Consider the following 21,837-nt stretch of genomic DNA (forward strand, 5'->3'; position numbering starts at 1 on the left):
CATAGGGAACGCGACGGTGCTCTCAGCCCCGGAGGCGCGCCTGCCGGCGGCACTCGCTGGGCAACATGCCGTAGGCAGCCCTAAAGCGACGACCGAAATGGGTCATGTCGGAAAACCCCCAACCGTAGGCGATCTCGCTCACGGTCCGGTGGGTTTGGGCAGAATCCTCAAGCGCCTCTCGACACCGTGCGAGGCGCTTGGCCTGGATCAGCCGACCAAGGGACAGCTCCTCATCTGCCAGGATGGCATTGGCGTGGCGCGTGCTCACCCCGGCGGCGGCCGCGACCGTCTCGGTGTCGAGCCCGGGGTCGGCTAACATCTCCTCGATTGCAGCGTGCAGCCTCATGCGGATGAGCGAGCGGCCCGACGAGCCGAGTGACACCTGCCCTTCCATCACCTTACCTAACGCAAGCGCGATCAGGTCGAGCAGGTGGGTCTCGACCATATCCTCAGCTACCGAATTCAACAGGCCTGATTGGGCCGGCAGCAACGCTAAGTAACCCGCCGCCAAACGCCCTTCGGCGGTCTCCTGGGTGAGCGGGCGCCCCGTCAGTTCGTGGACTGCTCCGAGACGACACTCCAGCGACCGGCGCTCCATAATTACCGTGAGGACTTCCGAGTCTTCGGAATAGCGTCCCTCGTGAGGCAGCCGTGGGTCGACCAGGGCAAACTGCCCGGGCTCAAGTACAGCCTGCCGGCCATTCTGCCGGACCATCTTCGTTCCGGCCAAGGGCATAAAGACGAAGAGCAGGTCGTCGCTGGGCTGCCCACTGTGGCGCTTCGTATGCGAGACTCTGAGCTCCGAACTGCGTGCGAGTGCGAGGTTTACCCTGCCGACTGAGCCAGCGCAGAGTTGCGCCCTGAAGCCTCTCCTCCGAGCCGGGATCGCATCATTGTCGATGAAGTCTCTGCGGATGACGCTCATCCAGCAGTCGAAGCGGTCACGCGCGTGAATGCCGGCCGTTGTGAAGATCTTTCGCAAGACGCCTTCTCATGTAGCCGAGGATCTATTCCCAAGGAGCCGATCCCGCGTCTCTGGTGCCGGGTAGCATGGCCCATCGACGGTGGGAATACAGTTGCCCGTCACGACAGGCGAGGGACGCGTGCCGCACTTCTAATTCGATATCGGGGGCAGCTTGCCGAGGTGCTGATGGTGGGCCCGTCGGGCGCGCGATGATGCGGTGTCTCGGTCTCAGAACCTGCCGTGGGTGGCGATAGCCGTGGGCTCCCGTCATCACAGGATCGTTCTTTCCCGCTCCGGGGACGAAGCGCAATCGCGCGCAAGGAGGAGCGTTAGGGGTTTTCTTCGATGAACTTCAACCACAGCCGGGGGTCCGCGCTGCTCAAACTCGCCGGTAGGGTCGTCTCAGCCTACGTGTCGAACAACTCCGTTCCCGCCGCCGAGATGCCGTCCCTGATCGCCAACATCCACACGGCCCTGCGAGGATTAGGGGATGGCGCATCCACCAAGGAGGCGGCGCCCATTGAGACGATCGAGAAGCCGACGCCGGCCCAAATCAAGAAGTCCATCACCCCGGACGCGTTGATCTCCTTCATCGACGGCAAGCCCTACAAGACCCTGAAGCGCCACCTCACAGCCCACGGACTCGATCCCTACGGCTACCGGACGCGCTACGAGCTGCCCAAGGACTACCCGATGGTGGCAGCGAACTACGCGGCTCAGCGCTCCGCACTCGCAAAGGACATCGGCCTCGGACGCCCGGGCGCCATGACCGAGGAAAGCAGACCTAAGGAGCGCGGCCGGAAGAGTATCTGACCTCGGCGACGACAGACGCCAGCCGGCGTCAGGCTCGTCGCTCGCACGCGGCTCGCGGTGCGGATCATCGGAGATCTGCAACCTGACCGAAGGTCGATAGGATCGCCGTCCGTCACATCCACCCAGGGCCTAGGGAGGGCGCCCTCGCCAGCGCATCACCGCGCGTTGGGGCTCGTGGCCGTCGTTGGTCTTGTTCCAGACGCAGATGTTGAGCTGCTCCAGCCCGGCTTGCCTGGCCACCGTGCTCAGCTCAAACACGTGCCGATGATCCATGGCCAGATACATCAAGCCGCCGCGCATCAGTTTATCGCCCAGATGCGTCATGGCGCGATCCAGGAAGGCGACGAACTCAGCCTCACTCATCTCGCCTGAGTCCATCGCGAACTCGCGATGCTGCACCTTACCCGAACCGCAGACGTGCCCGGTGACGGGTCCGTTGTAGGGTGGATCGGAGAACACCATCCGCACGCTCTCGCCTTGCAACAGCGTGGCATACCTGTCCGCCTCCAGAGCTGAGCCGCGGAGCAGACGATGCGGCCCTAGCTGCCAGAGCTCGCCGACACGCGAAACGGCCGGCCCAGAGGCGAGTGGTGGACAGCAATCAGCAGGGTCGGCAGCTGCCTTTGCATTGGGTAGATCGAGGATGAGATCGATCTCGGCGGTCTCGAAGCCGGTCAGCTCGAACTCGAATTCGAGGTCGATCTCAACGCAAGGTGATCTGGAGAGCGTGTGCGTCCACAGCGAGGCAGCAGACGCGCAGTTGCACTATCTGCAGCCCCACTCTCCCGACTTCAACCAAATCGAAGGCTTTCGCCAAGCTCAAGGCGCAGCTGCGCAAAACCGCCGGGCGCACCGTCGAAGGACTCTTGTCGGCTATTGGGCGCCTCATCGACCTCGAGTCGCATATTAGAGCCACCGCCTTCTTCGAAGTCGCAAGATACAAACTAGATTGGGTGGAAGGGGCTCTAGCGGAAATCGAGGCCCTACGGCCGCGTCCTTACATAGGCTCTTGAATCCACTCAACTAGACCATGCTAATAGCTGATGTGTGGTCCACTTAACCAAATAACCGGAAAATACATCTGTCATCCCCCGCTCAGCGCAATGTAATCGAGCATAGAGTTCATACTTATCTATATGCAGGTTTCTTGGATAATCCTAGACGGTCTGTGACGTTGCACGATGTCGTAGACTAGCAGTGAGAGGAGGAGCAAGGCCGCGGCCACGAGCCCACCCTTTTCGAGCATGCGCCCGGCTTCCGTCAGGAACGTCGTCACTCCGATGGTCGTGGTGAACCGCTCCCAAACGATCATGTGCTGCTTGGTTGAGAGCATCATACCAAAACGCACGTTTCGAGCGCTGCTGCGATCGTGAGAGCACGGCAGCGAGGATAGCTTGCATGCTCCTCCCGCCCGGCGCACGAAGCTGGGCTGCTCCGCATATAGGCAGTCTGCCTCAGTGCGTTGCAATTTTGGCTGAGACCCGTAAACCGGTATACGGTATACCAGTCTCATGCGCCGGCGAGCGGATCTTCTGCCTGTTAAGCGGGCGCCTCCGACCCCGGTTCAGACGAGCGAGGGACGCGCGCGGATGTCCACTACCGTTGGTTCGGAACAAAAAACTGGCAAGTCATCCGGTTTTCGGCTGTTCAGGCCGATCCTGGCCGGGGCGACCCTCAGAGAGCGCCTGGTAGCCTGCCTCGGGGCCCTTGCCGGGATTACGCTTACCGGCCTGATCTGCGGGTGGTTCTTCGGTCAAGGACCCGACATCCCGCTCATCGTCGCGCCGATGGGCGCCTCTGCGGTATTGCTGTTCGCCGTACCGGCGAGCCCCCTGGCCCAGCCCTGGCCCATTATTGGCGGCAACACGATCTCTGCCTTCATGGGCGTGCTCGCCGCTCATTTCATTCCGGATCCTGTGATGGCTATCGGTGTGGGCGTCTCGCTTGCCATCGCCGCTATGTCGCTCACTCGCTCTCTCCACCCGCCCGGCGGGGCAGCCGCCCTGACGGCACTCATCGGAGGCCCAGCCGTCACGTCCGCCGGCTTTATGTTCCCGCTGTTCCCGGTCTGCGTGAACTCGGTCATCCTGGTGTCGCTTGGTGTCGCCTTCCACAAAATCTCGCGTCGCAACTACCCGCACGTTCCGATTCCAGCGCCGGTCAACACGCATGGAACCGCGGACCTGCCCGCGCCGCTGCGGGTCGGCTTCAAGCCTGAGGATGTCGACGCGGCCTTGGTCGCTCTCCACGAGACACTGGACATCGACCGCGCTGATCTCGACCGGCTCCTGCGGCAGGTCGAACTCCACGCACTTGTACGTACACAGGGCAACCTCACCTGCGGAGAGGCAATGTCTCGCGATGTCGTCACCATCGGTCTGGACGGAAGCGCGGAAGGGGCACGGAAGCTTCTGATTACGCACAACATCCGGACGCTTCCCGTTGTCGACGAAACCGGTCGACTTGCGGGCACGCTCGGTTTGCGTGAGTTGATGCTGCAAGGTGAGGTGGGCATCGCACAGGTGATGTCCGAGGCTCAGACCGCCAAGCCGGATGAGCCGGTGGTTGCTCTGGCTTCATCGCTGACAGACGGCCGCACCCATGCAGTCGTGGTCGTGGATGGCGATCGGCGCGTTCTCGGGATCATCACGCAGACCGACCTGCTCGCGACCCTGACCCGCCTGCTGTCGGCGAAGGCGTTCGCACCCTCTCAGCCGATACCGGCTTAAGCAAACGCTACTGTTCGATCATACCGGTTGGCTCGAAAACCTAGCCCGCGGGATCGCGACCACCCTGCGCGTGAGGTGTTTTCAAGGCGGCCGCAGGCGTTGGCCCGGTTGTTGCCAGAGCTTCTGCTTTCCTGGCAACGCCAGGTCCGCAGGATCGAGCCGATGCAAGACGGGGCGCTTTTCCTTCACCTGCTGCATGCAGCCTTGATGATATCGAGCATGATGTTGACCTGGCAGGTCCATCGCCTTTTTAAGCCTAAAGCAGAGTAGTCCTGCTTCCTGTACGGGACAGAAGTTCGGGCGCTTCCGATTGCGCATCGAAGCTTGAAGTAGCGATAAGTCACAAGCCAAGCGCGGACTCCTGACCCGCAGCCGCCGATACGGTGCACGAGCTCCTGTCCCCTCGCTGCTTTTCCGAGGTGATCACGCGAACGGCGGAGCACTCTGTGCGTGACCTTGCCCCCTGTTTGACCCCGTTCATAACAGGAACCCGTTCTGGTCCTGTCGGGACCGGGTTGCAAATGTGCTCGCTGTGAGCCCACAGAGGCTCGTGTGAGGGCGACAGGTGTTGTCGTCCGTAACGCCTCAATGACAGTCCGAGCCGCTGGCAGGCTCCGGAACAGAGGCTCGTTCAGGCACTCGTCGCGAACGCGCCCGTTAGAGCAGTCGGCGCAAAATCAGCCTACATCGCTCCGACCGCACCGTACGAGCACGGCTACGTTGAGAGCTCCAACATGCTCCTGCGGGATGAATTCTTGAACGGCGAGGTGTTCGACGCGTTGAGGGAGGCACAGATCATCATCGAGAATGGGAGACGGCACTACAACAGCATGCGCCCACATGGCGCGCTCAGCGAAAGTGCGCCCGCCCCAGAGGTGTGGGTGGCGGCCTTGGCCACCTGGCCGACTGCACTCACCCGGCCAAGCTAACCGCGGAGCTGCGGCCAACCCTGCACGAATCTCGACACCGGTCCACCTCGTGGGAGCCAACTAGTTGGCGCTCCGTATGGAATCGTACCGAAACTGCGCCATGCGCTGAGCAGTTCCAAGCACAGCACCTACCTCGCAGACACTCTCTTTTCTCAGGCATTTCATGGTACAGCATCGGATCAAGAATTTAATAGAGACTTGGCCAACACAACAGTCGAGCGACGATATTTACTGCGCCGACCTGAATAAAACCGCCCTTCGTCATATATGAACCAATGGAAGAGGTTATCGGTGTTGCAAATGGCACTTCGGGCGTTCCTTACTGCCCCTCTCATATGCTGGATGGTTTTAGGCGAAACAGAAGGGCGGTGCAGTTGATCTTGATGCAGAGTGACAAATTTCTGCGAAAGGATGAAGACCCTGCCCTCATAAGACGGAGAGATGCACTAATCTGTCTACGTCTGGCAAGTTCTGCACGCAAAGCGGCGGCACGCGAAAGGCCGCTTGGAAGCGACTCGGCGAAAGATCTGGAGGTCGCTCACCGGTGCCTTCGGCAGGCACGGCATTACGGCATAGCATCGCGACTGCTGGGGTGGCATCTGCCGGGATCGTAACAAGGGAGGAGTTGCTCCGCTTTCGAAATCTACGAGCATCGACTGCCAAGGAGTTACTCCATGCGTCCGGCATCAGCGGATCCTCGATTTGGAAAAGCAGGCAAAGGATCAGAGCGCCGATCCTGTCGTGCTCGCAGCGATTACGAGCGCGCGTAGAACCGCCGGAGCGCTGCAACCGTCTTCTGGCCGTCGCGGGCCCACGGCCTTTAAACGGCGCGCAGCAGCGGGATCGCCGCGCTGGCGCTCGTTACGCTCCTTCTAGGCTCGGCGATGGAAGGGGTCGCGGGGTGGGGTGCGCCAGCCGTGCCAATCGAAGCGACCGGGCTGCCACCGAACAGGATCTCGCCATGTCACATGTCGCGTTAGTCGGCGATTCCATCTTCGATAACGGCGCCTACGTGCGTGGGCGCCCGGACGTGATCCAGCAGCTCAGAGGCTTGCTGCCTGCAGGATGGCAGGCAACCCTCGTCGCTGTCGACGGCCACGTCACGAGAGATGTCGTGCCTCAACTGCAGCGACTTCCCCGCGAGGCAACGCACCTCGTGATCAGCGTCGGCGGCAATGATGCGCTGAGGGCATCGAGAGTCTTCGAGCAGGCAGCACGCTCGGTAACTGAAGCACTTGGCCTCCTTGCTGAAGTGCGGGAGCACTTCTGGGCTGAGTACCGTGGCATGCTGGATGCGGTTCAAGCGCGGCGTATGCCCACTGCGATCTGCACGATCTACGATCCACGCTACCCCGATCTCGAGCGCAGGCGGCTGACCGCCACGGCACTCAGCGTGCTCAACGACATCATCACTCGCGAGGCCTTCGCACGCGGGTTGCCTCTGATCGATTTGCGCGTGCTCTGCAACGAGGAGGCCGACTTTGCCAATCCCATTGAGCCGTCCGCCCGCGGCGGCCAGAAAATCGCCGAGGCGATCGCCGCCCTGATGAGCCGGGATCCGGCTGCGTGGCGCGGCCATGTGGTGGCGGGGGTAGTAGAGCCAGAGGCTGCGCCTTGAACAGGACTTGGACGATGGTGTCTCACCTGATCCGGATCCTTCCGCCGTTGTCCGGAAACGGTGGCGCCGCCTTGCCTCGTGCGGAGTTCACACTTGTCGAAACGAACCGATGGATCAGTTCGGCGGGATAATGGACTTCATCGGACGTTGCTGCCCAAGGAACGCGTGAGATCCCCGATGGCGTGGAGCTTGTGGAAAAAATCGAAGCCGTAACTGCTCTCCCGGTGTGGAGAGGAAACGCGCCAAGCCTTGGAAGTTCTACATTGGCGAGGCGATCGCATCAGACGCCGGCGGCCCGCGACTCTACAGGACGTGCGTGCCAGAATGAGGGGGAGCGATGACTGAGCAGCGGTCCGGCAGTCAGGGGGTGCACCTCGACTGCCTCATCGTCGGAGGCGGTCCAGCCGGCCTGACCGCGGCTCTCTACCTCGCCCGTTTCGGTCGCCGCTTCATGGTCGTCGACGCAGGGGATTCTCGTGCGTCTTGGATACCGACAAGCCACAACATCCCGTTCTTCGCCGACGGCATCGCCGGACGGGAGATTCTCGACCGTCAACGGGAGCACCTGGCGCGGTATGGCGGGCAAGTGATTCGCGGCACCATCACCGTGCTGAGCAAAGCTGAGGGAGGCTTCGCAGCACGCTTCAAGGAGGATGCGGGAGCGGGCGTCTTACGCAAGGTTCAGGCGCGCCGGGTACTGCTCGCGACGGGGGCGGATGACGAGGAGCCGGGCTTCCCCGACCTGCCCGACGCCATCCGGCGCGGACTCGTCCGCTACTGCCCGATCTGCGACGGCTACGAGGCAAGGGGCAAGCGCATCGCTGTTATCGGCCATGGCGACAGAGGCCTAGGCGAGGCGGCCTTCGTGGCCCGCACCTATTCACCGGACGTGACACTGCTCACGCTCGGCCGAGGCGTCAACCTCAACGCGGACCAGCGGAAGCTTGTAGAGACGCACGGCATCAAGGTTGTCCATGAGCCGATCCACGGGCTCGACATTGAGGACGGCAGGATCACGCTTCTGCGCACGGCAAACGGCGAGGAACACCGGTTCCAGGTGCTCTACTCCGCTCTCGGGCTTAAGATTCGCTCCGAGCTCGCGCTCGCTTTGAATGCCGAGCACGATGGAACGGGCGCGCTCATCGTCGACGAGCACAACCGCACGACCGTGCCCGGTCTCTACGCCGCCGGTGGGGTCGTGCGCGGCCTCGACCAAGTCGTGGTGGCGATGGGTCATGGAGCGGTAGCAGCCACGGACATCCACAATCGCTGCGAGCTTCCCACCGAGGAGGAGGCAGACGGTGCGGAGAAGGTGCCCAATGGTGGCTGAAGCGGGACGGCCCGTCCGGATCACCTATCAGCACTGAAGCTGACACGGGGCCTGTCCCGCGCAACGCCTCCTCGTGCAGCAAGGCAAGCACGATCGAGCCCGCGATGCAAAACCCCTCAGCCGAACAGCGGCGCATCGCCGGTGTGATGGCTTGGGACTTCGATTTCATAGAGCCTCAGACCAGCGTGCAGGACGCTGCTATAGCGCCGTACCTACCGCCTTCCAGGCACAGCACCACGAACGAGGCCGATTAGAAACGAGTTTAGTCGCTTACATGGGCACGCCCGGCCACTTCATTTCGGCCATGCAACTGCCGTGATGCCCCCTCCGAAGCAGACAATGTCGTCGAAGAATTGCGGTTTTTGGCCCGAATTTTCGCAGCTTCGCCTGCAAGCGGGCTTCGTCCGCTCTCCAACCTTCCAACCGTTATTCCAGAGTCATTGCCCCGCGAGCATCACGGAGCAGCCCCCGTAGTGATTCAACCAACTCGGTCGCGCGGTATGGTTTCTGCAGGAGCGAGAAGCCGTTTGCGTCCTGATCTTCCCGAAGGTAGCCAGACGCCAGCAGGATTGGCATGTCTGGCCATCGCTGACGGATGATGTGTCCGAGGTCGATGCCGTTCATCGCGCCGGGCATGTTTACGTCGCTGAAGACGAGAGCGATGTTCGACTCTATTTGCAGGAGGCGCAGGGCCTCGTTGACGTCCTGCGCACTGAAAACCTTGAACGCAAGCGCTTCAAGGGTCGAGATAACGGTAGAGCGAACATCAGCGTCGTCCTCGACGACGAGCACGGCTCTACCTGCACCATCCATCGGATTCAGCGATCCGGTGGCGGCCACCGGATCGATTTCCTCGGAGGTGGCACTCCGACTCGCAAGCACGGGCAACGTGATGACGAACCGGGTGCCTTGGTCTGGACTACTCTCAACGGCGATGGTTCCACCGCTCTGCTGTACGAAGCCGTAGACCATGCTCAGACCAAGTCCGGTGCCTTTACCGACCTCTTTGGTCGTGAAGAAGGGTTCGAATACGCGGGCGAGGACGGCGGGCGACATCCCCATGCCCGAGTCGGCAACCGCAATCTCAACGGAGCGCACCTCCTCGAGGCCCTCCTGCGCAGCGGCCTCACGACACTTGATGCGAATGTCCAACGCCCCCCCATCTGGCATAGCGTCCCGCGCATTCACAGCGAGGTTGATGAGGGCAGCCTCGAATTGAGCGTGATCAACACAAACCTCCGGCAGCCCCTCCTCCAAGTTTGTGGAGATCGTGATCCGCTCCCCGAGGGTGCGCTCTAGGAGCTTGATCAGACCAGGTATGAAGCTCGTGAAGTCCAGCGCTCTCGGCTGGAGAGGAGAGCGCCGGGAGAAGGCCAGCAGCCGGCTGGTAAGTTCGGCGCACCGATGCGCCCCCTCGATGGCACTCTCGACGCGGCGGAGCGCTTTCTCGTCGCCCTTCAACGACCCCTTCACCAAGTCAAGATTGCCGATCACGATGCTCAGCATGTTGTTGAAGTCGTGTGCGATACCGCCGGTGAGACGGCCAACCGCCTCAAGCTTCGAGGCATGCTGCAAGCTGAGTTCAAGCTCCTTGCGTTCTGTCACATCGAACCACATCCCGAAGAGTTCGATCGGCGAGCCGTTCTCATCACGATTGACCACGATTTGATCGAGGATGTGTCGTTCCGTGCCGTCTGCATTGCGCCAGCGATATTCTAGAGCCACTGCGCCAGTTTCCGAGACCGTGCGCAGATCCGCGGAAATGCGGTCCCGATCATCCGGTTCGAGTTGGGCCCCCCAGAGGTTAGAGGCCGCGAAGGCCTCGCGCGAGAAGCCGGTGATACGCTTGATGCTGTCATTCGTGAAGTGAAGCCTTCTATCCTCCCCGCCGAGCGCTGAGGTGTAGAGCGCGATGGGGAGGCCGCGGAGTACAGCGGCCTGATGCTCCTCACGCCTGCGCAAAGCCTGTTCGGCGACGAGTTTCTCGCCACGCACGCGCAGGTTCTCCAAGAGCAGCTGCTTCTCGGCCGCCGCCTTGCGCTTGATTTCTTCGGCTTTACGGTACAGGTCGACGAATACATCAACCTTAGATTTCAATACAAGCGGCTGGATAGGCTTAAATACATAGTCGACTGCCCCCGCGGAGTATCCGCGGAAGATGTGCATGTCCTCCTTGTTGTGCGCCGTGAGGAACAGGATCGGGACACAGGACGTGCGCGAGCGGCTGCGGATCAGGGCAGCGACTTCGTAGCCGTCCATGCGCGGCATCTGCACGTCGAGCAGGATCAGGGCGAAATCCTCCCGAAGTGCCCGACGCAGGGCTTCCTCCGGTGAGTTCGCCAGGACGAGATCGATCGCCGGATCGGCCAGAACTTCGGAGGCCGCGAGCAGATTGCGCTGATCGTCATCCACAATCAGGATCTTCGCCCTAACCGGCTCCGGTTCAGTGAGCGCGCTCCGCTGTCCAGGGGACATGCCCGTACCAGTCAGATGGAAATCGAGCTGGTCGGTCATTGTGGTTGCTGCTCTAGGTCCCTCACGTCCCCGCGCATCGGCGCGGCGCCGTTTGCGACCTCGCCACGCCGCGCCAACTGTACACGCAGCACGGCCAGGAGTTGGTCCATGTCGATCGGCTTCGAGACATAATCGGACGCGCCCGCCTCAAGGCACTTCTCGCGGTCACCTTTCATGGCTTTCGCAGTAACCGCGATGAGCGGTAGGCTTCGGAAGGCAGACTGGGCCCGGATCGCGCGCATCGTCTCATAACCGTCCATCCCCGGCATCATGATGTCGACCAACATCGCGTCAACGTTCGGGTTGGTTTTGAGAAGCGCAATTCCGTCCTGCCCGTTCTCGGCGAACAGAACGTCCAGCCCGTGCTGCTCGAGTGCGCTGGTGAGCGAGAAGATGTTACGAAGGTCGTCATCGACCAAGATGACCCGACAGCCCTGAAGAGACGCCACGTCCTTCCGCTCGACGAGGATCTGCTCCTCGACCGGAACGCGATTGATGGCCCGGTGCAGGAACAGCGCGGTCTCATCGAGAAGCCGCTCGGACGAGCGGGTGTCCTTGAGGATGATCGTCGAGGCGGTCTGCCTGAGATGCTGCTCCTCGGCGGCCGTGAGCTCCCGGCCCGTATAGACGATGATCGGCAGCTCCTCCCCTTCCTGCGACGCGCGGATCTGCTCAATCAGCTCGGAACCGCCGATATCGGGCAGGCCGAGATCGATGATCGCGCAGTCGAACCGGCCGCCTGTCAGGGCCTCCAACGCGGCGGAAGCCGTGCCGACCCCGAAGATCTTGACGTCCTCCTCGCTCAGGAGCGCTGTGATGCTGGCACGCTGGTTCTCATCGTCCTCGACGAGCAGGAGATTGCGCACGGGTCGTGTGATGAAGTCCTTCGAGCGCTCCAGGGCCCGCAGCAGGCCCTCGCGCTCCACCGGTTTCTCCAGAAAGCCGAATGCGCCCGCTCGCAATCCGCGCTTCTTCTCGTCGTTGACCGAGATAACGTGGATCGGAATGTGCCGGGTGCGGGGATCGTTCTTCAGAAGGTCGAGCAGGGCCCAGCCGTCCATGTCGGGCAGGCCGATGTCGAGGGTGATGGCGTGCGGCTTGAAGCGGTGGGCGAGGCTCAGCGCCCCGGCACCGTCCTGCGCGATCAGCCCCTTGAATCCACGCTCGCGCGCAAGCTCCAGCAGCACCGAGGCGAACATCGCGTCGTCCTCCACGATGAGCACGATATGATCGCCTGGGTGAATGGCATGCCGGTCGTCCGCGGAGGCCGAGAGCGCCATCGCCGCGTTAGGCTGGCGGCCGATCTGCGCCGAAGTTCCGTGCCCGTCGGATATCTCCGTGGCGCGCCCCGTGACCACCTGCACGGGCGGCTCGAAGGGGAGGAACAGGGTGAAGGTGCTGCCCGAACCGAGGCGGCTCTCGACCACGATTTCACCGCCCAAAAGGCGCGCGATCTCGCGGCTGATCGCGAGGCCGAGGCCAGTGCCACCGTACTTGCGACTCGTGGTTCCGTCAGCCTGCTGAAACGCCTCGAAAATGATCCGCTGCTTGTCCTCGGCGATGCCAATCCCAGTATCGGTGACCGACATGGCGATCCACTGGCTCCCAGCACGCAGAGGCGACCCCTCGGCCGAGCCGATCCGGAGCGAGACGCTTCCCTTTTCGGTGAACTTGAAGGCGTTGGAGAGAAGGTTGCGCAGGACCTGCTGCAGGCGCTTCGAATCCGTCCGCAGCGACCGCGGCAGGCTCGGCTCGATATCGATCACGAATGCGAGGTGGCGCTCCTCGGCGAGCTGCCGGAAAGTTCTGTTGAGGTTCTCGCTTATGTCCTGCAGCGCGACGTCGCCGATCTCAAGCGACACCGTACCCGACTCGATCTTGGAGAGATCGAGGATGTCGTTGATCAGCGACAGAAGGTCGGTTCCGGCCGCGTTGATCGTCTTGGCGAACTCTCGCTGCTTGTCTGTGAGGTTCCCATCGCGATTCTCGGAGAGTAGCTTTGAGAGAATCAGCAGGCTGTTGAGCGGTGTCCGCAATTCGTGGCTCATATTAGCCAGGAATTGTGACTTATAGCGCGAAGTCAGGCTCAGCTGTTCGGCCTTCTCCTCCAGCGCCGTCTTGGCAATCGATACCTCGCGGTTCTTGCCCTCCACCTCACGTTTCTGGATCTCGAGCAGCCGCGCCTTCTCCTCCAGCTCTTCGTTGGTCTGCTGAAGCCGCTCACGCTGGTTCTTCAGGAGATCCTCGGACTGCTGCAGTGAGGCGGCCTGCAGCTCCAGGCGATCGTTGGTCTTCTTCAGCTCCTCTTGCCGGCTCTGCAACTCGCCGGTCAGGAGCTGCGACTGCTTCAGGAGGCCTTCCGTCCTCATGTTGGCGGCGATCGTGTTCAGCACGATCCCGATGGATTCGGTGAGTTGGTCGAGGAACGACTGATGGGTCTCGCTGAAGCGATTGAACGACGCCAGCTCTATGACCGCCCGGACTTCCTGCTCGAAGAGGACGGGCAGCACGATGATGTTGAGAGGAGACGCCTCGCCGAGCGCGGACCCGATGGTGATGTAGTCGCCGGGTACGTTGGTGAGGAGGATGCGCTTCTTCTCGAAGGCGCACTGGCCCACAAGGCCCTGACGCAGGCGATACCGGTTCGATAGGTTCTTGCGCTCCGTGAAGGCGTAGCTTGCCATCAGATCCAGAACCGGCTCTCCGCCCTCGTCCTCCACCATGTAGAACACGCCGCGCTGAGCGTTCACGAGCGATGCAATCTCGGACAGGATCAGGTTTGAGACGGTGGCGAGGTCGCGCTCGCCCTGGAGCATGCGGGTGAACTTGGCTAGGTTCGTCTTCAGCCAATCCTGCTCGGCATTCTTGAGTGTCGTGTCCCGCAAGTTGCGGATCATCTCGTTGATGTTGTCCTTCAGCGAGGCCACCTCACCGGAGGCCTCAACCGAGATCGAGCGGGCGAGGTCACCCTTCGTCACGGCGGTCGCCACCTCGGCGATGGCGCGCACCTGGGTCGTCAGGTTCGCGGCGAGCTGGTTCACGTTATCTGTCAGATCGCGCCATAGACCCGCTGCTCCCGGCACCCGAGCCTGGCCGCCGAGCTTGCCTTCGACACCCACCTCGCGCGCCACGTTGGTCACTTGGTCGGCAAAGGTGGCGAGCGTCTCGATCATCTCGTTGACGGTGTCGGCGAGGGCGGCGATTTCCCCCTTGGCGTCAACCGAGAGCTTCCGCTTGAGGTCGCCCTGCGCCACCGCCGTGACGACATCCGCGATGCCGCGGACCTGACCGGTGAGGTTCGCCGCCATCATATTCACGTTGTCGGTCAGGTCCTTCCATGTCCCGCCGACGCCGCGCACTTGTGCTTGGCCGCCGAGCTTGCCTTCGGAGCCGACCTCACGGGCGACGCGGGTCACCTCGGAGGCGAAGGAGTTCAGCTGATCCACCATCGTGTTGATGGTCGACTTGAGCTCCAGGATCTCTCCCTTCACATCGACGGTGATCTTCTTGGACAGGTCGCCGTTGGCCACGGCGGTGGTCACGTCGGCGATGTTGCGCACCTGACCCGTGAGGTTCGCCGCCATCATATTCACGTTGTCGGTGAGGTCCTTCCAGGTTCCCCCAACACCGCGCACCTGAGCCTGACCGCCGAGCTTTCCCTCGATGCCCACTTCGCGCGCCACGCGGACCACCTCGGAGGCGAAGGAGTTCAGCTGATCCACCATCGTGTTGATGGTCGACTTGAGCTCCAGGATCTCACCTTCGACGGCGACTGTGATCTTCTTGGACAGGTCGCCGTTGGCCACCGCGGTTGTGACCTCGGCGATGTTGCGCACTTGACCGGTGAGGTTCGCCGCCATCATGTTCACGTTGTCGGTCAGTCCCTTCCATACGCCGCCAACGCCCTTGACCTGGGCCTGGCCTCCGAGTTTACCCTCCGTGCCGACCTCGCGGGCGACGCGGGTCACCTCGGAGGCGAAGGAGTTCAGCTGATCCACCATCGTGTTGATGGTCGACTTGAGCTCCAGGATCTCTCCCTTCACATCGACGGTGATCTTCTTGGACAGGTCGCCGTTGGCCACGGCGGTGGTCACGTCGGCGATGTTGCGCACCTGACCCGTGAGGTTCGCCGCCATAAGATTCACATTATCGGTAAGGTCGGCCCAAGTGCCTGCCACGCCTTCGACGCGGGCCTGCCCTCCGAGCTTGCCTTCCGAGCCGACTTCCTTCGCGACGCGAGTGACCTCGGAGGCGAAGGAGTTCAGCTGATCCACCATCGTGTTGATGGTGTTCTTGAGCTCCAAGATCTCGCCGCGCACATCGACGGTGATTTTCTTGGACAGGTCGCCATTGGCCACCGCGGTGGTCACGTCGGCGATGTTGCGCACCTGACCTGTGAGGTTTGCCGCCATAAGATTCACATTATCGGTGAGGTCAGCCCAGGTGCCAGCGACACCACGAACTTGGGCCTGCCCTCCGAGCTTACCTTCCGAGCCGACTTCGCGCGCGACGCGGGTCACTTCAGAGGCGAAGGAATTCAGCTGATCCACCATCGTGTTGATGGTGTTCTTGAGCTCCAAGATCTCACCGCGCACGTCGACGGTGATCTTCTTGGACAGGTCGCCGTTGGCCACCGCGGTCGTCACGTCGGCGATGTTGCGCACCTGACCTGTGAGGTTCGCCGCCATCATGTTGACGTTGTCCGTCAGATCCTTCCAAGTCCCGCCCACACCCTCGACTTGCGCTTGGCCGCCGAGTTTACCCTCCGTGCCGACCTCGCGGGCGACGCGGGTCACCTCGGAGGCGAAGGAGTTCAGCTGATCCACCATCGTGTTGATGGTCAGCTTCAAGGCTAGAATTTCGCCCCTAACGTCAACGGTGATCTTCTTGGACAGGTCGCCACGTGCAACCGCCGTTGTGACCTCGGCGATGTTGCGCACCTGACCGGTGAGGTTCTCGGCCATCATGTTGACGTTGTCCGTCAGATCCTTCCAGACACCGCCCACGCCCTTCACCTGAGCCTGCCCACCGAGTTTACCTTCGGATCCCACCTCTTTGGCGACGCGGGTGACTTCCGAGGCAAAGGAATTGAGCTGGTCCACCATCGTGTTGATGGTCGATTTCAAATCGAGGATCTCGCCTTTCACATCGACGGTGATCTTCTTGGACAGATCGCCGTTGGCCACCGCGGTTGTGACCTCGGCGATGTTGCGCACCTGCCCGGTGAGGTTCGCCGCCATTAGGTTCACGTTGTCGGTCAGGTCCTTCCAGGTTCCACCAACGCCTTTTACCTGCGCTTGGCCGCCGAGCTTGCCCTCGGAGCCAACCTCGCGGGCGACGCGGGTCACTTCCGAGGCGAAGGAGTTGAGCTGGTCCACCATCGTGTTGACGACTTTGCCGATCCGCAGGAACTCGCCTCGCAATGGGCGACCTTCGATCTCGATCTGCATGGTCTGGCCGAGGTCGCCTTTGGCGACGGCCCCGATGACTCGTGCCACCTCGGTGGTCGGCTGCACGAGATCGCCGATCATCGCGTTGACCGACTCGACGCAGTCATTCCACCCCCCGGACGCCGTCGGCAGCTTGCCGCGCTCCCCGATGCGCCCGTCCTTGCCCACCGCGCGAGCGACCCTATCGAGTTCACGAGCCAACCCCTGGTTGAGCTCGACGATATCGTTGAACGCTTGCGCGATCTCACCATCGATGCCCGTCAGATCCAGCGGCAGCCGGGTTGAGAAATCACCCTTCCGAAACGCACGAAGGCTCTTCAGGAGGAGCTTAGGCTCCAACTGCAACGTAGTCGGCGTCATTCGGGCACACCTTTAGGGTAGCTGATACGGCCCAGCGAAGCATTCTTTGGATCGTCGGCGGCAGTGAGAAACCACCGACGAGGAAGAACGGCAATAGGGCCCAGCGCGAATGGCTGCACAATCCTTCGGTCGGCAAAGCGGCTTGACACATTGCTTTTTCCGAGACGTGGCCGTTCGGCCAAAAATAGGGCCGCTCGTCGCAGCAATGAGCGTTGCTGTCGCGCAGGCCGAGGTTACTCGATGCACGCCCAGGTCGTCAGGCGCATGCCGCAGACATCCACTTCCATGATTGCACCGTGACGACGGGCCCGAATGGTCCCGTTTGGTCTGCTTCACCGTTTCAACGGCTCGAAGCAGACCACTGGCTTTCCGCCAAAACCGGCTCTTTATGTCCGTAGTTCGCCCATCCGGAAGCGGACATTCCCAGGATCTGCCTTGGGTCAGAACTTTGTACGCCCTTTACATGACTGTGCGTCAGGGTCCGGCGGTCGCTGGCAGGAGGCGCGTGGTCCGCTGTGGAGGGAGGAGCGGACTTCAATGCGCGCATTGCCAAGCTTGGCGAGAACCTGCTTGATCACGTTTGACGTCCATCCACGGCGATGCGCACACCAAGCCCGTTCCGCTGCCGCAGCATGAGGTGCGCTCGGCTCGGGTCGGTGATGAGCGCGGTCTCCGTCACCTCGATCTCAGTCAATCGGCAGGTTCCTGGCATTGGATTTCTGGGATCGCGTCCTGCGTATCGTGGCCGAAGGTTTACCCGGCCGCGCAGTGATGACGAAGGGTATTCCAGCCGAGGGGATGCCCGGCCACATTGAAGCTCACGCTGCGCGATCAACGTCTTCAGGTGCCTCCGCCGCTGCGAGGCACGCCTCGACAGCCTGCCGGAGCGAGGACACGTAAACGTCGGCCCCGACTTGCCGACCGAGGGCGGCATCGGTCAGCACCTTCTCGCCTTCAGGCCAAAGGCCGACCAGCAATTTCACCTGCGGAGCCTTCTTCCGGAGACGTTCGAGGAGGTAGCGCAGGTGGGCCGGGTTGCCGGTGATGTCGAGGTAGGAGATGCAGATCATCGCCACCCCCGTCACGTCCAGGTCACGTATCCGACCTCGCGAGACCTCGCCGTGCGGGATGACCCTGGCTCCAAGCCCATGCTTACGCAGCAATTGCGCCAGCATTGCCGAGGAGGCCTCATCGAGAGGACCACGTCCGGCCACGCACAGCACTGGTTCGCCGGCTTGCCACGTGACGGGAAGCGCTTCTCGGGGCGGCGCCTGCCCTGGAACGGCGTCGGTCTTGAAGTGCGTCCGTTCTGCAAGCGACGGTGTCGCGTTTGGGTTGACCGCCTTGTCCTCGCCCTCAGGCTCGACGTCGGGCCGGTCTTCGAAGTCGTCGACGAGCGATCGCGCCGAAGCGCGGATGTTCTCCAGCTGGGCCGGCGTCACGACCCCGCGGGCATAATCGTTTGCGGCGAGTTGAAGCCCTTTCAGAGCGACCTCGTCATAGTAGGAAGAAAGCGAGCGCTCTTTCAGTATGGCCTCGCCGAGGTCGCGCGCTTCATCCGGATCTCCGGCCAACATGCGCTGATAGAAGTTCTCCACAGGCGTCAACGGCGGCCGGTCACCCAGTATGATGTCGAGAAACTCTAGGCTGTCGACATGGCGGCCGAGCACCACAAGGCAGACCGTGAAAGGCGTGGCCAGGATCAGGCCAATAGGTCCCCATAGGAACCCCCAAAACAGGGTCGAGACGATAACCGCGAAAGGAGAGAGGCCGGTCGAGTGCCCATAGAGAAGGGGTTCAATGACGTGCCCGAACAGAGGCTCGGCCACCAGGAACAAGATGGCCGTCGCGATGACCATAGACCAGCCTGGGTCGACTGCCGCGGCCAGGGCAAGGGGGAACAAGGCCGAGATGAAGGCGCCGATGTAGGGCACGAAGCGCATGAGCGCGGAGAATACGCCCCACAGGAGCGGGTTTGGTACGCCGATGAACCAGAGACCGAGGCCGATGATGACGCCGAAGGTTGCGTTCATGCCGAGTTGAACCAGGAAGTAGGTGCCGAGCCGGCCGGCAGCATCGTCCATGGCCACGGTCGTACGGTGCAGGTCACCTGATCCGAACAGGCGAATCATGCGGTTGCGCAAGTCCTCACGCTGGAGCAACAGAAACACCACCACGACGAGCACGATGCCGACCGTGGTCAGTGGCTCGACGATGGGACCGAGCACCTTCTCGGCTAGGGTGAACGGCGACGGATCGGGCTCCTGAACCTTGACGAGTTGGGCCTTCGGCATGTCGGTGGCACGATCCGTCGCGACCGCGGTGCCGGCAGCATCCGCCTTCTGAGTGGCGCTATGGACTTGGTGGCTGAGCCGCTGGAAGATCCGGCTGGCGTCGCCAAGCCAGCCTTCCTGCAGCCCGGCGAATTTTTTCTGCACGGTGGCTTGGTACTGCGGCAGGTTGCCGGCAAGCCCCGCGACTTGTGTGCCGATGACGACCCCGACGCTGCCGATGACGGCGAGAGCGAGTAGCACAGCGACGATGACCGATGGCACACGACCGAGCCTGATCCGGCGCAGCAGATTGACCACCGGAGCCAGGACGAAGCTGAGGAGCACCGCCAGCACAAGCGGAATGAACACCTCCCGCCCAAAGTAGAGGGCGGTCACGAGCACGACGCCGACGGCAAGCGTGAGGAGGCCACGCAGGCCGGGCACCAGGGGCGGCGGCACCTGAGCAGGCGGGCGTGAAGCGGCGGCTTCGTCCATCAGCATTCTGCGTAACTCCTCGACGCCGCGCCAACGCTCGCGTCACATTCCCATTCAACTCCGCCCGGAAGCGTTTCGCCCCCGGTCCCTGCCGGCAGGGGAAAGTTCTCGCTTGCATGCCGTTAGAACACGCGCATCAACGCGAGCACCACCAACGTCAACACGACGGAGATTACGACCGAGCCCAAGCAGCCAAGCCGATTGGAGAAGAAAAAGAACATGTCCGGGAAATGCCAGACTAAGCACGGAAGTTTCCTTGGTCTGACTGAGATAAATGAGCTGTCCCACACTCGAAGCCGGCCGGTCGCCCTATGGCCGCAACGATACACGCCGCTGGCTCGCACAAACATCAAGCACGGTAGAGGGTTGAACTTGGCAAAGCAGACTTGATTATCGCCCGAGGAGGCGCTCGCGTGGAAATCTTCGAGACCCTGCGGGGCCTTCTGGCCGACTGCGTCGTTCTGGTGTTGGCCGCGCCAATTAGAGGTTCATCTCGCTATTGTCCTCGTCGGCGGCACGGCTCTCGCCGACATTCCTGGCCTGCCGACCTTCACTCCCGACCGGCAGCGCGCGCTCGTCCTGTTCCTGCCCGTGCGCTTCCACCAGGCCGGTCCCGGGACGAGTTTCTGTCGCGCCTTTCGCGGGATCAGCTGCAAGCGATCGACCGATACGCTTCGGATGGGCGCGTCCCAGCCTAACGAGCATCTGGGTGCGCCGCATGGGCGGAGGCGGCGCCGCACTCACGGCTACCTTCAACCGCGCCACCACGTCATCAATCCGGCGCCCGGCGCGATGAGGATGAACGCCCAGACCAGGGCGGAAGCGACGTTCGCGGCCTGGAATGGCAGGCGGCGCACGCCGAAGACGCCCGCCACCAGCGGGATGACGGCCCGGACCGGCCCGAAGAAGCGCCCGAGCGCCACGGCGCCTGCGCCCCAGCGCCGGCAGAACGCCTCTGCGCGCGCCACCGCCGCGGGGTAGCGCCGCATCGGCCACATCCGCTTGGCATCGTCCTTGAAGTAGTGGCCGAACTCGTAGGACAGCCAATCGCCGAGCGCGGCGCCAATGGCCGCGCAGAGCACCACCGGCCAGAATGACACGTCGGCTGCCGCGATCATGGGCCCAAGCGCGAGTAGGATCACGGTTGCGGGCACCAGAAAGGAGAGGAAGGCCACAGACTCGCAGAAGGCGAGCAGGCCCGCGATCAGCGGCATCCAGGCTTTGTGGTCCCCAATGAAGGCGAGCGCCCACTGCCGGATTGCGTCGAGGTCCATGAAGCCGCGCTGTCGTGAGGTGTCAGGATGCGCGAGGCGGCCTCAATCGACCGCCGCGCTGAGGGGGCGTACTTTGGTGGTCGCCCACGATCCTTCAGTAGCTGTAGGAGCGTCGCGGGTAAGCTTGGGGCGCGCCGTACCCGGTGCCGCGCGGCTGCACGCGGGAGCCATAGTCGATCTCGCGCTCACGTCGGGCTTGGCGGTTGGCTAGGTAGCGGCCGCCGAGGCAGCCCGCCACGGCACCAACCACCCCACGTTCGGCCAGGTAGTGACCGGCCAGGCCACCGATGATCGCGCCCTTGATGCAGCCCTTTGCCTCGGCGGCGCCCACACTCATGAGTGTGACAATGGCGAGGGCCGAGGCGTGTCCGACAAGTCGCATGCTGGTGCTCCTAGTTGATGGCTAGAAGAACACCGTCCGCCGCAGGAGCGTTCCTGCTGCTCGAGCCCGACCAAACCTCGCGAAGGCAGGACGTCACCGCTCCGTTCGGCCTAGGCGCCTTCGAAATGCCCGCTGGGCTGGCGTGGACCCTGGGGCGGGCTCCCGATGACCGTGAGTGTTGCCGAGAACTCTGAGCGCCGACAGCACGATGTCGAATCCCGGCCTTCCCTTCGAGCGTGAACTCGGATCGACTTGACGCGTCAGAACACACTGATGCAGGCGAGGCCTACCAGCATCAGCTGGCGGAAGGATGGGCCCGAAGCTTGCCTGGTGGACCTCCTGACCAGACAACGTGATCGAGGACAACCGGGGCCACAAACTGGCTCGTCAATACCGGCGCCATCCGGCCGTCCAACAACGCCACCAGGGAACGCCTCCCATCTTTTCGAAAGAGGGCCAGGAGATCCGCACCGTTCGGCCGTTAAAGCCGACTCTGGCGGGAACGACTGGTGTTCGAAGGACGCGTCAAATGTCGGGAGCCACAACTGAGTTCTCGACCTCTCGGACCCCGCTGCCTACTGATGCGGGCCATGGTACGAAGACGTCGTTCTAGGCCCTGAACCTCGGCTCCATCGGCGTGTTGTCGAAGCCCGTTCTTGTGATGATGAAGGTATTCGGCCTATTAGAAGAGACATATGTTAACGTC

The 21,837-nt window shown here is 62.5% G+C and carries 12 protein-coding genes and 3 pseudogenes; 6 read left to right on the forward strand and 9 right to left on the reverse strand.

Annotated features, from left to right (window positions below; translation table 11 throughout):
- Positions 1 to 22: 22 nt before the first annotated feature.
- Positions 23 to 982 carry a helix-turn-helix domain-containing protein gene (locus FHU13_RS24020; RefSeq protein ID WP_183438352.1) on the reverse strand — a complete coding sequence of 320 codons (960 nt, stop codon included), beginning with the start codon at positions 980 to 982 and terminating at the stop codon, positions 23 to 25.
- A gap of 327 nt (positions 983 to 1,309) precedes the next feature.
- Here FHU13_RS24020 and FHU13_RS24025 point away from each other — a divergent pair, with 327 nt between their 5' ends.
- Positions 1,310 to 1,777, forward strand: coding sequence for a MucR family transcriptional regulator (locus tag FHU13_RS24025; RefSeq protein ID WP_183438353.1), 468 nt, complete (start codon positions 1,310 to 1,312; stop codon positions 1,775 to 1,777).
- 129 nt (positions 1,778 to 1,906) lie between these two features.
- Here the strand turns inward: FHU13_RS24025 and FHU13_RS28030 are convergent, their stop codons facing one another.
- A complete protein-coding gene (locus FHU13_RS28030; RefSeq protein ID WP_246714838.1) occupies positions 1,907 to 2,239 on the reverse strand; it encodes a site-specific DNA-methyltransferase in 333 nt (110 codons plus the stop codon).
- Positions 2,240 to 2,519: 280 nt separating this feature from the next.
- Here FHU13_RS28030 and FHU13_RS24035 point away from each other — a divergent pair.
- Positions 2,520 to 2,727 (forward strand): annotated as a pseudogene (locus tag FHU13_RS24035) (IS630 family transposase); the annotation flags it as partial.
- Between the two features lie 639 nt (positions 2,728 to 3,366).
- Positions 3,367 to 4,506 (forward strand): HPP family protein, encoded by a 1,140-nt coding sequence (locus FHU13_RS24040; RefSeq protein ID WP_183438354.1) that lies wholly within the window; start codon positions 3,367 to 3,369, stop codon positions 4,504 to 4,506.
- 477 nt (positions 4,507 to 4,983) lie between these two features.
- On the opposite strand, the pseudogene FHU13_RS24045 reads toward FHU13_RS24040, so the two are convergent.
- Positions 4,984 to 5,165, reverse strand: a pseudogene (locus tag FHU13_RS24045) (integrase core domain-containing protein); the annotation flags it as partial.
- Between FHU13_RS24045 and FHU13_RS24050 the strand changes: the two are divergent.
- The 3 genes and pseudogenes from FHU13_RS24050 to FHU13_RS24060 all read left to right on the forward strand — a co-directional run.
- A pseudogene (locus tag FHU13_RS24050) lies at positions 5,163 to 5,435 on the forward strand (integrase core domain-containing protein); the annotation flags it as partial. The pseudogenes FHU13_RS24045 and FHU13_RS24050 overlap by 3 nt on opposite strands.
- Before the next feature lie 961 nt (positions 5,436 to 6,396).
- Positions 6,397 to 7,053 (forward strand): SGNH/GDSL hydrolase family protein, encoded by a 657-nt coding sequence (locus FHU13_RS24055; RefSeq protein ID WP_183438355.1) that lies wholly within the window; start codon positions 6,397 to 6,399, stop codon positions 7,051 to 7,053.
- A gap of 337 nt (positions 7,054 to 7,390) precedes the next feature.
- A complete protein-coding gene (locus FHU13_RS24060) occupies positions 7,391 to 8,383 on the forward strand; it encodes an NAD(P)/FAD-dependent oxidoreductase (RefSeq protein ID WP_183438356.1) in 993 nt (330 codons plus the stop codon).
- Positions 8,384 to 8,809: 426 nt separating this feature from the next.
- Here FHU13_RS24060 and FHU13_RS24065 read toward each other — a convergent pair whose 3' ends face one another.
- The 6 genes from FHU13_RS24065 to FHU13_RS24090 form a co-directional block, all read right to left on the reverse strand.
- Positions 8,810 to 10,897 (reverse strand): response regulator, encoded by a 2,088-nt coding sequence (locus FHU13_RS24065; protein ID WP_183438357.1) that lies wholly within the window; start codon positions 10,895 to 10,897, stop codon positions 8,810 to 8,812.
- Positions 10,894 to 16,707 (reverse strand): HAMP domain-containing protein, encoded by a 5,814-nt coding sequence (locus tag FHU13_RS24070; RefSeq protein WP_183438358.1) that lies wholly within the window; start codon positions 16,705 to 16,707, stop codon positions 10,894 to 10,896. The genes FHU13_RS24065 and FHU13_RS24070 overlap by 4 nt, the downstream gene beginning before the upstream one ends.
- 818 nt (positions 16,708 to 17,525) lie before the next feature.
- Positions 17,526 to 19,481 carry an AI-2E family transporter gene (locus FHU13_RS24075; protein WP_183438359.1) on the reverse strand — a complete coding sequence of 652 codons (1,956 nt, stop codon included), beginning with the start codon at positions 19,479 to 19,481 and terminating at the stop codon, positions 17,526 to 17,528.
- Between the two features lie 474 nt (positions 19,482 to 19,955).
- A complete protein-coding gene (locus FHU13_RS24080; protein ID WP_183438360.1) occupies positions 19,956 to 20,195 on the reverse strand; it encodes a hypothetical protein in 240 nt (79 codons plus the stop codon).
- A gap of 32 nt (positions 20,196 to 20,227) precedes the next feature.
- Positions 20,228 to 20,749 carry a DedA family protein gene (locus tag FHU13_RS24085; protein WP_183438361.1) on the reverse strand — a complete coding sequence of 174 codons (522 nt, stop codon included), beginning with the start codon at positions 20,747 to 20,749 and terminating at the stop codon, positions 20,228 to 20,230.
- A 94-nt stretch (positions 20,750 to 20,843) separates the two neighbouring features.
- Positions 20,844 to 21,131 (reverse strand): hypothetical protein, encoded by a 288-nt coding sequence (locus FHU13_RS24090; protein ID WP_183438362.1) that lies wholly within the window; start codon positions 21,129 to 21,131, stop codon positions 20,844 to 20,846.
- Between the last annotated feature and the right edge of the window lie 706 nt (positions 21,132 to 21,837).

The organism is Methylobacterium sp. R2-1 (assembly GCF_014191355.1).
In the GTDB taxonomy this organism is placed as follows: Bacteria; Pseudomonadota; Alphaproteobacteria; order Rhizobiales; family Beijerinckiaceae; genus Methylobacterium.

Bases quoted from the DNA above. Each gene is read 5' to 3' on its own strand.
- FHU13_RS28030 (WP_246714838.1), bottom strand. From the start codon at position 2,239: ATGGTGTTCTCCGATCCACCCTACAACGGACCCGTCACCGGGCACGTC.
- FHU13_RS24040 (WP_183438354.1), top strand. From the start codon at position 3,367: ATGTCCACTACCGTTGGTTCGGAACAAAAAACTGGCAAGTCATCCGGT.
- FHU13_RS24075 (WP_183438359.1), bottom strand. From the start codon at position 19,481: ATGCTGATGGACGAAGCCGCCGCTTCACGCCCGCCTGCTCAGGTGCCG.
- FHU13_RS24085 (WP_183438361.1), bottom strand. From the start codon at position 20,749: ATGGACCTCGACGCAATCCGGCAGTGGGCGCTCGCCTTCATTGGGGAC.
- FHU13_RS24065 (WP_183438357.1), bottom strand. From the start codon at position 10,897: ATGACCGACCAGCTCGATTTCCATCTGACTGGTACGGGCATGTCCCCT.
- FHU13_RS24025 (WP_183438353.1), top strand. From the start codon at position 1,310: ATGAACTTCAACCACAGCCGGGGGTCCGCGCTGCTCAAACTCGCCGGT.
- FHU13_RS24070 (WP_183438358.1), bottom strand. From the start codon at position 16,707: ATGACGCCGACTACGTTGCAGTTGGAGCCTAAGCTCCTCCTGAAGAGC.
- FHU13_RS24055 (WP_183438355.1), top strand. From the start codon at position 6,397: ATGTCACATGTCGCGTTAGTCGGCGATTCCATCTTCGATAACGGCGCC.
- FHU13_RS24060 (WP_183438356.1), top strand. From the start codon at position 7,391: ATGACTGAGCAGCGGTCCGGCAGTCAGGGGGTGCACCTCGACTGCCTC.
- FHU13_RS24080 (WP_183438360.1), bottom strand. From the start codon at position 20,195: ATGCGGCGCACCCAGATGCTCGTTAGGCTGGGACGCGCCCATCCGAAG.
- FHU13_RS24090 (WP_183438362.1), bottom strand. From the start codon at position 21,131: ATGCGACTTGTCGGACACGCCTCGGCCCTCGCCATTGTCACACTCATG.